The 12,589-nt window shown below is 64.7% G+C and carries 13 protein-coding genes; 7 read left to right on the plus strand and 6 right to left on the minus strand.

Annotation, left to right across the window (positions count from 1 at the left end):
• The first annotated feature begins 94 nt into the window (after nucleotides 1-94).
• From ACFDS3_RS08610 to ACFDS3_RS08635, 6 genes are all read left to right on the plus strand, one after another.
• Nucleotides 95-883 (plus strand): crotonase/enoyl-CoA hydratase family protein, encoded by a 789-nt coding sequence (locus ACFDS3_RS08610; protein WP_375261944.1) that lies wholly within the window; start codon nucleotides 95-97, stop codon nucleotides 881-883.
• On the plus strand, nucleotides 880-1,371 hold the full coding sequence (locus tag ACFDS3_RS08615) for a MarR family winged helix-turn-helix transcriptional regulator (RefSeq protein ID WP_375261945.1): 492 nt from the start codon (nucleotides 880-882) through the stop codon (nucleotides 1,369-1,371). The genes ACFDS3_RS08610 and ACFDS3_RS08615 overlap by 4 nt, the downstream gene beginning before the upstream one ends.
• Complete coding sequence (locus ACFDS3_RS08620) at nucleotides 1,368-2,243, plus strand: amidohydrolase family protein (protein WP_375261946.1); 876 nt, start codon at nucleotides 1,368-1,370, stop codon at nucleotides 2,241-2,243. Before ACFDS3_RS08615 ends, ACFDS3_RS08620 begins: the two co-directional genes overlap by 4 nt.
• Nucleotides 2,244-2,289: 46 nt before the next feature.
• Nucleotides 2,290-3,411: a TRAP transporter substrate-binding protein DctP gene (dctP, locus tag ACFDS3_RS08625; RefSeq protein ID WP_375261947.1), complete on the plus strand. Its 1,122-nt coding sequence runs from the start codon at nucleotides 2,290-2,292 to the stop codon at nucleotides 3,409-3,411.
• Between the two features lie 64 nt (nucleotides 3,412-3,475).
• A complete protein-coding gene (locus tag ACFDS3_RS08630; protein WP_375261948.1) occupies nucleotides 3,476-3,979 on the plus strand; it encodes a TRAP transporter small permease in 504 nt (167 codons plus the stop codon).
• Complete coding sequence (locus ACFDS3_RS08635; RefSeq protein WP_375261949.1) at nucleotides 3,976-5,280, plus strand: TRAP transporter large permease; 1,305 nt, start codon at nucleotides 3,976-3,978, stop codon at nucleotides 5,278-5,280. The genes ACFDS3_RS08630 and ACFDS3_RS08635 overlap by 4 nt, the downstream gene beginning before the upstream one ends.
• A 671-nt stretch (nucleotides 5,281-5,951) precedes the next feature.
• Here ACFDS3_RS08635 and maiA read toward each other — a convergent pair.
• The 6 genes from maiA to hmgA are packed head-to-tail and all read right to left on the minus strand — an operon-like array spanning nucleotide 5,952 to nucleotide 12,033.
• Nucleotides 5,952-6,596 carry a maleylacetoacetate isomerase gene (maiA, locus tag ACFDS3_RS08640; RefSeq protein WP_375261950.1) on the minus strand — a complete coding sequence of 215 codons (645 nt, stop codon included), beginning with the start codon at nucleotides 6,594-6,596 and terminating at the stop codon, nucleotides 5,952-5,954.
• Complete coding sequence (locus tag ACFDS3_RS08645) at nucleotides 6,593-6,781, minus strand: DUF2783 domain-containing protein (RefSeq protein ID WP_375261951.1); 189 nt, start codon at nucleotides 6,779-6,781, stop codon at nucleotides 6,593-6,595. Before ACFDS3_RS08645 ends, maiA begins: the two co-directional genes overlap by 4 nt.
• The gene (locus ACFDS3_RS08650) at nucleotides 6,778-8,382 is read right to left on the minus strand and encodes an FAD-dependent oxidoreductase (protein ID WP_375261952.1); all 1,605 of its coding nucleotides are present in this window, start codon (nucleotides 8,380-8,382) and stop codon (nucleotides 6,778-6,780) included. The genes ACFDS3_RS08645 and ACFDS3_RS08650 overlap by 4 nt, the downstream gene beginning before the upstream one ends.
• Before the next feature lie 60 nt (nucleotides 8,383-8,442).
• Nucleotides 8,443-9,393, minus strand: coding sequence for an MBL fold metallo-hydrolase (locus tag ACFDS3_RS08655; protein WP_375261953.1), 951 nt, complete (start codon nucleotides 9,391-9,393; stop codon nucleotides 8,443-8,445).
• Nucleotides 9,394-9,410: 17 nt separating this feature from the next.
• Complete coding sequence (gene fahA / locus ACFDS3_RS08660; protein ID WP_375261954.1) at nucleotides 9,411-10,637, minus strand: fumarylacetoacetase; 1,227 nt, start codon at nucleotides 10,635-10,637, stop codon at nucleotides 9,411-9,413.
• Between the two features lie 34 nt (nucleotides 10,638-10,671).
• Nucleotides 10,672-12,033: a homogentisate 1,2-dioxygenase gene (hmgA, locus tag ACFDS3_RS08665; RefSeq protein ID WP_375261955.1), complete on the minus strand. Its 1,362-nt coding sequence runs from the start codon at nucleotides 12,031-12,033 to the stop codon at nucleotides 10,672-10,674.
• A 79-nt stretch (nucleotides 12,034-12,112) separates the two neighbouring features.
• On the opposite strand from hmgA, the gene ACFDS3_RS08670 reads away from it, so the two are divergent.
• Entirely contained in the window at nucleotides 12,113-12,553 is a 441-nt protein-coding gene (locus ACFDS3_RS08670) for a MarR family winged helix-turn-helix transcriptional regulator (protein WP_375261956.1), read from the plus strand.
• Nucleotides 12,554-12,589 lie beyond the last annotated feature (36 nt).

The raw sequence follows: 12,589 nt of genomic DNA on the forward strand, positions 1-12,589 counted from the left end.
GTTCACCGGCTCCTCCCCATGATCCGCATAAACTGTTTACACGAAAACAGTATGCTCATACAAAATCAACGGAGAAGATTGAGAGAGGCTGAGAATGGGCGAAACCGCGGAGACACCGCTGCGGGTCGAGACCGACGGCGACGTCGCGATCCTGACCCTGAACCGTCCCCAGAAGCGCAACGCGCTCAGCGACACGCTGATCGAAGCACTGGCGGATGCCGTCGAGGCTGCGCAGCGGAACAGCCGGGCAGTCGTGATCTGCGGTGCGGGCGAGCATTTCAGCGCCGGCCTCGACCTGGCCGAGCACGCCGAGCGCAGCCCGATCGAGGGCGTGCACCACTCGCGTCGCTGGCACGCGGTCTTTGAAAAGCTCGAGCATGGTGCGATCCCGGTCTTTTCCGCGCTTCACGGTGCGGTCGTCGGCGGCGGGCTAGAGCTTGCGGCGGCGACTCATGTGCGCGTGGCCGATGAAAGCGCGTTCTTCGCGCTGCCCGAGGGGACGCGCGGCATCTTCGTGGGCGGCGGCGGCTCGGTGCGCGTGGCCCGCCTGATGGGTGTTGCGCGAATGACAGACATGATGCTGACCGGGCGCTCCGTCGGCGCGGCGCAGGCCGAGGCGTGGAACCTCTGCCAGTACGTCGTGCCCGAGGGCGAGGCCCGCGCGAAGGCGGTCGAGCTGGCGAAGAAGGCGGCCGGCAATGCCGAGATGTCGAACTATGCCATCCTGAACGCCCTGCCGCGCATCGCCGACATGGCGCGCGGCGACGGCCTGTTCGTGGAGAGCTTCGTCTCGGCCATGACGGCCACCTCGCCCGAAGCCGAAGAGCGCCTGCGCGCCTTCCTCGACAAGCGCGCCGCCAAGGTTGCGCGGCCCGGGCAATGACCGCGACAGCCACCCAGGATCAGGCCGCCGGCGTGCCCGACGAGGTGGGATCGCTCGAGCTCGGGCAGATCGGGCAGTCGCTGGGCTTTCTCCTGCGGCTGAGCCAGATCGAAATCTTCGAGATGTTCTACCGCGCCCTCTCGCGCTACGACATGAAGCCGGGCGAGTTCTCGATCCTCTATGTCATCCACCTCAACCCCGGCGTCCGGCAGGGCGCCCTGGCCGAACGGCTGATGATCAAGCGCGCGCACATGACCAAGCTGATCCGCCTCTACGAGGGGCGGGGGCTGGTGGCGCGCACCATCCCCGAGGACAACCGCCGCACCGTGCACCTGCACCTGACCGACGAGGGCGAGCGGTTCGTGTCCGAGAACGCGCGCGTGTTCCTTGGGTATATCCACCAGGAGACGGACCGCCTGACGCCCGCAGAGGCGGACGAGCTGACCCGCCTTCTTCGCAAATTCCTCGGATTGGAAGGAACGCCATGAACGTCGACGATCTGGTCGCCATCGACATCCACACCCATGCCGAAGAGCCTTGCTGCAGCCCCCGCGTGGACGGCTACGACGAGTTCCAGGCCGGGATGGCCAAGTACTTCAAGAACCCGGCCGGGGCGGATGGCATGCTGCCCTCGGTCCAGGACACGGCCAACTACTACCGCGAGCGCAAGATCGGCGCGGTGATCTTCCCGGTCGATTCCGAGCGCGAGACCGGCTTTCACCGTTACGACAACGAGGACGTCGCCAAGCTTGCGGCCGAGAATTCGGACATCCTGATCCCCTTTGCGTCCATCGACCCTGCCAAGGGCAAGCGTGGCGCGCGCGAGGCCCGGCGGCTGGTGCGCGAGTTCGGGGTCAAGGGCTTCAAGTTCCACCCCACGATGCAGGGCTTCTATCCCAACGACCGCCAAGCCTATCCGCTTTACGAGGCCATCGCCGAGGAGGGGGCGATCACGCTCTTCCACACCGGTCAGACGGGCGTCGGCGCGGGGATGCGGGGCGGCATGAACATGCGGCTGAAGTTCTCGAACCCGATCTACCTCGACGACGTGGCCGCCGATTTCCCGGACATGCCGATCATCGCCGCGCACCCGGCCTTTCCGTGGCAGGAAGAGGCGCTGGCCGTCGCGACACACAAGCCGAACGTCTATATCGACCTGTCCGGCTGGTCGCCGAAGTATTTCCCGGAAATCCTGGTCAAGTACACGAACAGCCTTCTGAAGAAGAAGATGCTGTTCGGGTCGGACTGGCCGGCGATCACGCCCGACCGCTGGCTGTCCGATTTCGAAAAGATCGACATCAAGGACGAGGTTCGTCCGATGGTGCTGAAGGAGAACGCGCGCCGTCTGCTGAAAATTTGACTGCGCGGCGCGTGCGCGCACACGAACCAAGGGAGGAGAGAGAACAATGAAGACGCTACTGACCACCGCCGCCACCGCGATGGTGCTGGCACTTGCGACGCCCTACGGAGCCGAGGCCCGGGACCTGCGTGCCGCATCCGGGGCGCCGCCGGCGCACCCATCGCAGAGTCACCTCTACGCGATGCTGGACGAAGTCCTGTCCGAGGAATCCGACGGCGCGCTGGGTGCGACGCTGCTGGGGACCGAGGTCGTCACGCTGGGCCAGATGAAGGACGCGCTGCAGAGCGACCTCGTCGAGGTGGGGAACATGCTGCCGCTCTACTTCCCGGCCGAGCTGCCGAACATGGCGCTTGCGGGCGAGCTTGCCCTTCAGGGTCGCGACCCGCAGGTCATGGCCGCGGCGATGACCGAGTACATGGTGACCTGCGAAACCTGCCAGGAGGAGCTGTCGGAGTTCGGCGTCGCCTACCTCGGCTCGGGCTCGTCCGACGTTTACGCGCTGCTGACCAACAAGCCGGTCAAGACGCAAGAAGACCTCAAGGGGATGCGCCTGCGGTCGGGCGGTGCGCCCTTCTCGCGCTGGGCCGAGAATTTCGGCGCCGTGCCTGCCAGCATCAGCGTGAACGACCAGTTCGAATCCATGAGCCAGGGCGTCATCGACGGCTCGATCGCGTCGATCGCCGATCTTCTGTCCTTTCGCCTGGTGGAGCTTGCCGACGCGGTCACGATGATCCCGCTGGGCACCTACCACGCCACGTCGGATTTCACGGTGTCGGACAGTGCATGGTCTTCGCTGTCGCCTGACGAGCGGGCTGCGCTGGCGCGTGCGGCGAACCGGCTGAACGCGGTGTTCACGAACCGCTGGGCCGTCGAGATGCCCAAGGAGGCTCGCCAAGCCGCCGAAGAGGCCGGCATCGACTTCATCGAGCCCGATCCGGCCTTCCTCGAGGCCAGCAACGTCTTCGCCGAAGCCGATGCCGACACCGCGGCGAGCCTCGCCGCCGAGCGGTTCGGCCTTGATGACGCCGCCGAGCGGGTTGCCCGGTTCGAAGAGCTGATCGGCAAGTGGGAAGGGCTGCTCCAAGGGGTCGAGACCCCGGAGGAGATCGCCGCCATCGTCCAGACGGAGGTCTGGGACGAGGTCGATTTCGCCACCTACGGCGACTGACGCGACGCGGGGGCCGGCTGGGTCGGCCCCCAATCCCAACCCCTTCATGCGGGGCGTTCTTCACATGGATCGGCTCAACGTCATCTCTGACAGGCTCATTCGCGCGATTGCCATCCTGGCCGGCGTGGGTGTGCTTATCATGATGGTCCATATCTGCGGCGACGTGATCCTCAGGACGCTGACCGGCCGGCCGCTACCCGCGACGGTCGAGATCGTGTCGCGCTACTACATGCTGATTGTCGGGTTCCTGCCGCTCGCCTGGGTCGAGCGTCAGAACGGCATGATCTCGGTCGAGTTCATCGAGGGCCTGATGAGTCCTGGGATGCTGCGCCTCTCGGATGCCATCGTCGGCATCCTGTCGTTCGGCATCTATCTTGCCCTTGCCTGGACCAGCGGCGAGGCGGCCATGTCCGAGCTGAACAGCCGCAGCTTCGTCATCGTCCTGAATGCCCGCGTGCCGGTCTGGCCGGGCTACCTCCTCCTGCCGGCGGGCTTCACCCTCGCCGCCGTCGCGGTGCTTCTGAAGACCGTGACGCGAATTCTGCGACCTGTGGAGATCAGCGCATGAACGTCGCCTACGGCTTCTGGGGCATCGGCATCCTTCTGCTTCTGCTGCTTCTGCGCGTTCCCGTCGCCCTGGCGCTGGTCGCGGTCAGCTTCGGCGGGATCGTGGCACTTCTGGGTGTGACGCCTGCGCTCGGCATCCTGTCCGGCACGCCTTACGACTTCGTGGCCAGTTGGACGCTGTCGGCCGTACCGATGTTCCTGCTGATGGGCTTCGTGGCCTACCATTCCGGCCTGACCGGAGGGCTCTTCGCTGCCGCCAAGCTCTTGCTCGCGCGGGTGCCGGGCGGGCTGGCCGTATCGTCGATCTTCGCCTGTTCGGGGTTTGCCGCCGTGTCGGGATCATCGCTTGCCTGTGCGGCCGCGATGGGTCGCATCGCCATCCCCGAGATGGTCGCGGCCGGCTACCGCCCCTCGATCGCGGCGGGCTGCATCGCTGCGGGCGGAACCATCGGTGCGCTGGTTCCGCCGTCGATCCTGATGATCATCTACGGCGTCTTCGCCGAAACCTCGATCACGCAGGTCTTTCTGGGCGGGGTCTCGGTCGGGATACTGACGGCGGTGGCCTACGCGCTGACCGTCATGTTGATCTGCTTCATGCGGCCCGACGTGATCCCCCGTCAGGGTGAGATCGGCGAGAGGGGCGACGGCCGACGTGCCCTGATCGACGTGGCGCCGGTCATCGCTCTGGTTGCGCTGGTGCTCGGCGGGCTCTTCGCCGGGTTCTTCACCGCGACCGAGGCCGGCGCGGTGGGTGCGGCGGGGGCCATCGTCATCGCGGCCGTCTCGGGGCGCCTGACGTGGGACGTCCTCACCCAGTCGCTGACCGAGACGCTGATGGCTTCGGCCGCGCTGTTCGTGATCGGCGTCGGCGCGGCGATGTTCACCCGGTTCCTCGGCCTGTCGGGGCTGTCGGGCTTCATCTCGCAGACCGTCGCCTCGGCCGACCTGTCCTTCTGGCAGCTCATGGTGCTGATCGTCGTGATCTACCTGTTGCTTGGCACCTTCATGGAACCGTTCGGCGCGCTCTTCATCACATTGCCGGTGCTCTTGCCGGTGGTCGAGGCGCAGGGTGCGAGCCTCGTCTGGTTCGGCGTCCTGGTGGTGAAGCTGCTGGAGGTCGGGATGATCACGCCGCCCGTGGGAATGAACGTCTTCATCATCCGATCCGTCGCGTCGAAATACGTCAGCCTGACGCAGATCTTCGCGGGCGTGATCCCCTTCATCCTGGCCGACATCGTGGTTGTCGCCCTCATCATCGCGGCCCCGGGCATCGTCCTGTTCCTGCCGCGACTGCTGGGATGATCCAGGACCTGCGAAAGGCACCTTCGGCGCGTGAAGAGCTGGATATTGCCGTGGTGGCGCGGCGAATGTCGCACTGGGTCAATCGGCCCGTGAAGCGCCGGATCGGCCGAAGTCTTTTTTGGCTCGTGCTCCCTGAGAGGCCGCACCAGTTGATGCTGACTGCACCGCAGGAGTCACACACAGCCCGACGTTATCTGATTTGCGTGTTCTCCTCGGCTCCGCAAGGCGTCACATACCAAGGCGCCTTGATCTCTCTGGCGGAACGCTCGCAGGTAAAGCAGAAAGATGCGATGTCGTCGTACCGTTGGCCGGATGGGGCCGCAGCGGGCGGCTGCCACCGGGGCGCTCATGTCCTCGCGTACCACGGCGGTCGCGCGGCCGGAGCTTTCCGACGATCTCCGCCCAGTCGCTTAGCTTCGATAGGAGGCCGAGCACGTCAGCCGACGTACCCGCCGAACTGTATGGCATTGCAGCGACAGGCTGTAATTGCAGCAGGGTTCCGCCTAGGGGCGCCGGTATTTCGCAGCCAGCCGCTGTAGCCGCTCGCCCGCGTCGTTTGTCGGGCCGGCTTGGATGCGCTGTAGGCTGGCGACCGTCTCTCCTGGAGGCGCTTCTCGCGCCATCGTCGCAGCCGACCGGCTCGGCAGTCGCAAGAGCATGATGGTCCAGGATCAAGTGGCGGGCTTTACGGCTTCGGGTCTGGCGGCTTGGAACGCTTCGATCTCTTCTGCCGTGGCTGCGATCGCGCGGATGCGGGGCAGGTCTGACCAGTCTGCTCCCCAGCGTTCCGCATTATAGATCTGAGGGATAAGGCAGAGATCGGCGATGGTCGGCGCATCTCCGTGGCAGAACTGGCCCGTGGCGGGGGAGTCGAGCATCGCCTCGAAAGCTGCAAGGCCCCGGCGGATGAAGTGCTGCATCCACCGGATCCTCATCTCGTCGCGCGCGTCCTGTGCGACGTAGAGTTGCGCCTGCCGGACCACCGACGGATTGCAAATCGGGTGCGTGTCCGCCGCAAGCACTTGGCTCAGGCAGCGGACCCGGACGCGTTCGGCAGGATGTTCCGGCAGAAGTCCAACGTTCCGTGTCTCGTCCAGATATTCGATGATGGCGAGCGACTGAGTCAGGCGCAGGCCGTCGATCTCCAGCACGGGCACAAAGCCCTGAGGATTGCGGGCGATATGCTCAGGCGTGCTCTGAGCCCCGGCGAGGAGGTCGACCGGCACCGACCTGTAGGCGATACCGGCGAGGCTCAACGCGATGCGAACTCGGTAGCTCGCGGTCGAGCGCCAGTAGTCGTAGAGAACGACATTCACGCGCGGGCGACCTCGATCGCCTCGCGGATGACCTCGATGTCGCCCACATGGTTGAACAACGTCAGGATCAGGCGGGCGTTGAGGGCGTCACTTTCCTCTTTCGTCAGCCCCTCATGCGCTGACAGCAACAGATCGTAGGCGTCGTCGGGCCGGTCGACATTGCGAGAGGTGATGAGCGCGGTCATGCACTGTCCTTTCCGGTGGCGCGATCGAGGGCTTGTTCGATCTGGGGCGTGGTCGCGGTTTCCCATCGGGCGGCGACATGCTGATCGGGTCGGATCAAGTACAAGGCGCGAGTGGCGGAGCCGAGGTAGCGGTCCACGATCTCTGCCGGCGGCGTGTCAATCCTCAGCACGCGGACACCTGCAATGTCGGGTGCATCCTGCCCGATGGCCAACAACGTGAAGCCGTTGCCCAGCTTGCCCAGCAGGAAGTCATCCTCGAGCGGTGCATCGGGACAGGGGGCGCCGGGGCGGGCGGCTGCGGGTCCCCCGGAAAGCTCGTCCGGTGTATTCAGCGGAGACCAGTCGTAGATGCTCGGGGCAGAGAGGCGTCCCGAATTCACGAAGGGACGGGCGAAGTCGTTTCGCCGCGACAGGTGCAGGACCGCGTTGCGAAAGATCCGGCTGATCTCGGACTTCGGCGTGATGAAATCCGTCGCGAGGGTGGAGTTCCGGATGTTCTCATCCGTGGCATGGCACCGCTCTGCATCGTAGCTGTCGATGAGCGTCTCCGGGGCGTCTCCCTTCATCACCATGGCCAGTTTCCAGGCCAGGTTGTCGGCATCCTGCATACCGCCGTTCGCGCCTCTCGCTCCGAAGGGCGAGACTTGATGCGCACTGTCGCCAACGAAGAGCACGCGCCCGTGCCGGAACGAATTCATGCGGCGGCACTGGAACGTGTAGATCGAGGTCCACACGATCTCGTATTCCGCGTCTGGCAGCATCTGGTCGATGCGAGCCCTGACACGCTCTTCTTTCATCTCTTCCTTGCGATCGACGTCCCAGCCGATCTGGAAGTCGATCCGCCAGATGTCGTCGGGCTGCTTGTGCAAAAGCGCCGAGTCCCCGGCCTGCCGAAACGGCGGTTCGAACCAGAAGCGGCGCTCGACCGGCAGATCGGCCTTCATGCGGACGTCGGCGATCAGGAAGCTGTCCTCGAAAGCCTTTCCCTCGAAGCCGAGGCCGAGCGCATTGCGGATGGGCGAGCTGGCCCCGTCGCAGGCAAGAACCCAATCTGCGGTGATCGTGTAGGGGCCATCGGGCGTCAACACGTCGAGCCGCGCGCCGTCGTCCTGCGTGTCAAGCCGGTCCAGCCGGTTCTTGCCGCGGATCTCGATCGGCGCACCTTCTGCCTGTGCTTGCCGGATCCGTTCGACCAGGAACTTCTCGAAATATGGCTGCTGGAGGTTGATGAAGGCGGGGCGGCGATGGCCGCCCTCGGGCAGGAGATTGAATTCGAAGACCATGTCTTCCCCGTGGAAGACTTTCCCGAGGTTCCAGACGACGCCTTTCTCGACCATGTCATCGCCGCAGCCCAGACGGTCGCAGATTTCGAGAGTGCGCTTGGCGAAGCAGATCGCGCGAGAGCCCTCGCCGACCCCCTCGTGGTCATCCAGAACCACCGTCCGGATACCCTTGAGCGCAAGGTCCAGTGCCGTGGCCATCCCGATGGGACCGCCCCCGACCACAACGGCCGGATAATGCGCCGCGGTCTCGGCATCCTGATCGGCGGAGCGCTCGTATGGATAAAGACGGTGCGCCAGCGAATAACGGTCGTCCAACATGACCTCTCCTCCCAAATTGGCCGGAACCCGGGCGGGCGCGGTGGCCGCCCGGGCCGCGGATCAGCCCTGTAGGGCGGCCCACATTTCCTTGTCGCGCTCGGCGGTCCAGATCCGGGGCGTGTCGATGCCGCGCGCCTCGTCGTAGGCGCGGGCAACGTTGAAGGGCAGGCAGTGCTCGTAGATGGCGTAGTCGCCGAACTTGGGGTCGCAGACCGCGCGCACGTTCGCCATGGCGTCCTGCAGCGAGCCACCCTTGACCGCCACGCGCTTCACCGCATCATAGGTGGAGGCGACGAAATCGGCGGTGTTGTCGAGCGCCGCATTCACCTTCTCGCGGCCAACCAGAGCATCGCCCCGGCCGGGCGCGATCGCGTCAAGGTCGAAGGCGCGAATGCTCTCGAGCGTCTGCGGCCAGTCGGCATAGTGGCCGTCGCCGCAATAGCAGGCCGAGTGGTATTCGACGATGTCGCCGGTGAACATGACGTTCTGGTCGGGCACGTGGATGACGATGTCGCCTGCGGTATGGGCTCGGCCGACCTTCATCAGATCGACGCGGCGGCTGCCCAGGTAGACCGACATCCTGTCGCTGAAGGTCGTGGTCGGCCAGGTCAAGCCGGGGATGCTCTCATGGCCCTGAAACAGTCGCGGAAAACGATCGAACTCGCTGTCCCAGTCCTCCTGACCGCGTTCGGCGACCATAGCTTGAGCGGTATCGGACATGATGACTTCGCGTGCGCCATAGGCCGATGCGCCGAGGACGCGGACCGCGTGATAGTGGGTCAGTGCAAGATGGGTGATTGGTTTGTCCGTGACCTCGCGCACCTTCTCGATCACAAGGTTTGCCAGACGCGGCGTGGCCTGCGCCTCGACGATCATCACGCTGTCGTCGCCGATGATGACACCCGAATTCGGGTCGCCCTCGGCGGTGAAGGCCCACAGACCCTCGCCCACCTCGGTGAAGCTGATCTTCTTGTCCGCCATGTCGCCGGCGGATGCGAATGCCTTGGCCATGAGGCCTCCTGTCGTCTTTAGGGAAAATCGGGGGCGGGAAGGACGCGGCCGGTGCAGGCGCCGAAGCCGACCCGGTAGCCGTCCCCTTGCGCATGCCCCCTGAGAGTGAGCGTGTCGCCGTCTTCGATGAAGGTTCGGCTGTCGCCATCCAGGTCAAGCGGGTTCTCTCCGCCCCACGTCATCTCGAGCAGCGAACCATAGTTCGACGGCTCAGGCCCCGAGATCGTGCCGGAGCCCAGCAAGTCACCCGTCCGCATGGCGCATCCTGACGAGGCATGATGCGTCAGCTGCTGTGCGGCCGAGTAGTAAAGCTCGCGCATGTTGGTCGTACTGATGCCATGGCCGTTCATTTCGACCGAAAGCATCACGTCGTAGTTTCCGGGGAAGTCTGCTTTCAGGTAAGGCAGAAGCTCGTTTTCACGCGGCGGCGTTTCGACGGCAAAGGGAGCGAGAGCTTCGCGCGTGACGATCCAGGGTGAGATGGACGTCGCGAAGGCCTTGGCTTGGAACGGCCCCAACGGCTGGTACTCCCACGCCTGCAGGTCGCGTGCAGACCAGTCGTTCAGCAGAACATAGCCGAAGATCATCTCTTGCGCGCGGTCGGTGGTGATCGGCTCGCCCATCTTCGACGGCGTGCCGACGATTGCGCCAACCTCGAGTTCTATATCCAATCGCTTGCACGGCCCGAAGGAGGGCATCTCGGCGTCCTTGGCCTTGGTCTGGCCGACAGGACGACGGATGTCGGTGCCGGAAACCACGACAGTCGAAGCTCGACCGTTATACCCGATGGGGATGTGCAGCCAGTTCGGCGGCAGCGCGTTCTCGGGGCCGCGGAACATGGTGCCGACGTTCTGTGCGTGCTGCTTGCCAGCGTAGAAATCCGTGTACTCCGCGACCTCCAGCGGCATGTGCATCGTCGCCGCCGCCATGGGGACCAGAAGCGGCTCCAGCGCCGCACGATCCGCCGCGCCTTCCGCAAGAAGATCCGTCAGACGCTCGCGGAACGCCGCCCACGCGGCCGGCCCTTCGGCCATCAGCGGGTTCCACTTCGCATCCTGCAAAAGACCTTCGGTGGCGGTAAGCCCCATCGCCTCGGCGCGCGCCACGTCGAGGATCATGTCCCCGATCGCGACCCCGCACCGTGCCGAAAGCTCGGCCGTCGAAAAGACCCCGTAGGGCAGGTTGTTGAGGGAAAATTCGCCCTCGGCGTCGTTGGCGCTGTCGATCCAGCTTCGCTTGAGCAAGCCGTCCTCCCTTGCTTGTTATCGGCGATGGCGGTCACTTCCGGCCGGGCGTCCCGTCGAAGTGCTTTTCGAGCCCGTCCCAGCAATCGACATAGTCGTCCTGGAGCGGCGCCTCGTTCGCGGCGAACTCGGTCAGGTGCTGCGGGAAGCGGGTCTCGAACATGAACGACATGGTATTGTCGAGCTTGTCCGGCCCGAGATCGGCATTCGACGCCTTTTCGAACGCTTCCCGGTCCGGTCCGTGGGGCAGCATGCAGTTGTGCAGGCTCATCCCGCCCGGAACGAAACCCTGCGGCTTGGCATCGTACTGGCCGTAGATATTGCCCATCATCTCGGACATGACGTTCTTGTGGTACCACGGGGGGCGGAACGTATCCTCCATCACCATCCAGCGCTCGCGGAACAGGACGAAGTCGATATTGGCGGTGCCCTCCACGCCCGACGGGGCGGTCAGAACGGTGAAGATGGACGGGTCGGGGTGGTCGAACAGGATCGCACCGACGGGGCAGTAGGTCTTCAGGTCGTACTTGCACGGCGCGTAGTTGCCATGCCACGCCACCACGTCCAGAGGAGAATTCGGGATGTCGGACCGGTGGAACTGGCCGCACCACTTGACCGTCATGGCCGATGGCGTCTCGCGGTCTTCGAAGGCAGCGACCGGTGTCTTGAAGTCGCGTCGGTTTGCCATGCAGTTCGCGCCGATGGGGCCGCGGCCCGGCAGGTCGAACTTCTGGCCGTAATTCTCGCAGACGAAGCCGCGGGCGGGGCCTTCAAGCACCTCGACCCGATAGACGAGGCCGCGCGGGATGATGGCGATCTCCTGCGGTTCGACGTCGATGATCCCGAGCTCGGTGGCGAAGCGCAGCTTGCCCTCCTGCGGAACGACGAGCAGCTCGCCATCTGCGGAGTAGAAATACTCATCCTCCATCGACGCGGTGACGAGGTAGATGTGGGCGGCCATGCCGGTCTGGGTGTTCACGTCGCCCGCGGTCGTCATCGAGCGCATCCCGGTGAGCCAGGTCAGACGCTCTTCGCTATGGGGAACCGCATCCCAGCGATACTGCCCCAACGAGGTCACGTTGTCAGGCACATGCGGCGCCGTCTTCCAATAGGGCAGGTCGATGCGCTCGTAACGGCCCTGGTGCTTGACCGAAGGACGGATACGATAACACCACGTTCGCTCGTTCTGATGGCTGGGGGCGGTGAAGGCGGTGCCCGAAAGCTGCTCTCCGTACAGGCCGTAGTTCACCTTCTGCGGCGAGTTCATGCCTTGAGGAAGGGCGCCGGGCAGGGCCTCGGTCTCGAAGTCGTTTCCGAATCCGGGCATGTAGCCTGCCGTGGTGCCTTGGGGGATGGCTGCCTGCATCAGTCCCGAGATCTTTGTCTGGTCGTTCATGATCGCTCCTCCAAGCTTTCGCAGAATGTGATAAAAGTTACTTTTGTAACCAACAAGAGCGGATCATGAGGAGCGTAACATGGCCGAATTCGACCTGCGGAACTTCCTTCCCTACCTTTTGAACCAGGCGGCCGAAGAGACCAGCCTTGGTTTTTCGCAGGTCTACAAGGACCGCTACGGGATGCTTCGCACCGAATGGCGTGTGCTGTTCCACCTGGGCCGCTACGGCGACATGACGGCCAGCAGGATCGGTCTGCTATCGAAGATGCACAAGACCAAGATAAGCCGCGCTGTTCAGGCGCTTGAAGGCAAGAGGTTCGTGGCCGGGCGCGAAAGCGCCGAGGATCGCAGGGCCGAGATCCTGACCCTCCTGCCGCAGGGGCGGCGCGCGTATGACGACCTTGTCCGGGTCGCCGAACAGCACAATGCCGAGCTGATGCGGCACTTCTCGACGGGGGAACGGGCCGTTCTGATCGACTGTCTCCAACGCCTTGCCGCGTTCGAGGAGCTGCCGGATTGACAAGTTCCGTCGACAGCGATTGATGGTTACATTCGC

Source organism: Palleronia sp. (assembly GCF_042089775.1).
In the GTDB taxonomy this organism is placed as follows: Bacteria; Pseudomonadota; Alphaproteobacteria; order Rhodobacterales; family Rhodobacteraceae; genus Palleronia.

Bases quoted from the DNA above. Each gene is read 5' to 3' on its own strand.
- ACFDS3_RS08610 (WP_375261944.1), top strand. From the start codon at position 95: ATGGGCGAAACCGCGGAGACACCGCTGCGGGTCGAGACCGACGGCGAC.
- ACFDS3_RS08615 (WP_375261945.1), top strand. From the start codon at position 880: ATGACCGCGACAGCCACCCAGGATCAGGCCGCCGGCGTGCCCGACGAG.
- ACFDS3_RS08620 (WP_375261946.1), top strand. From the start codon at position 1,368: ATGAACGTCGACGATCTGGTCGCCATCGACATCCACACCCATGCCGAA.
- dctP (WP_375261947.1), top strand. From the start codon at position 2,290: ATGAAGACGCTACTGACCACCGCCGCCACCGCGATGGTGCTGGCACTT.
- ACFDS3_RS08630 (WP_375261948.1), top strand. From the start codon at position 3,476: ATGGATCGGCTCAACGTCATCTCTGACAGGCTCATTCGCGCGATTGCC.
- ACFDS3_RS08635 (WP_375261949.1), top strand. From the start codon at position 3,976: ATGAACGTCGCCTACGGCTTCTGGGGCATCGGCATCCTTCTGCTTCTG.
- ACFDS3_RS08645 (WP_375261951.1), bottom strand. From the start codon at position 6,781: ATGACCGCGCTCATCACCTCTCGCAATGTCGACCGGCCCGACGACGCC.
- ACFDS3_RS08650 (WP_375261952.1), bottom strand. From the start codon at position 8,382: ATGTTGGACGACCGTTATTCGCTGGCGCACCGTCTTTATCCATACGAG.
- ACFDS3_RS08655 (WP_375261953.1), bottom strand. From the start codon at position 9,393: ATGGCCAAGGCATTCGCATCCGCCGGCGACATGGCGGACAAGAAGATC.
- hmgA (WP_375261955.1), bottom strand. From the start codon at position 12,033: ATGAACGACCAGACAAAGATCTCGGGACTGATGCAGGCAGCCATCCCC.
- ACFDS3_RS08670 (WP_375261956.1), top strand. From the start codon at position 12,113: ATGGCCGAATTCGACCTGCGGAACTTCCTTCCCTACCTTTTGAACCAG.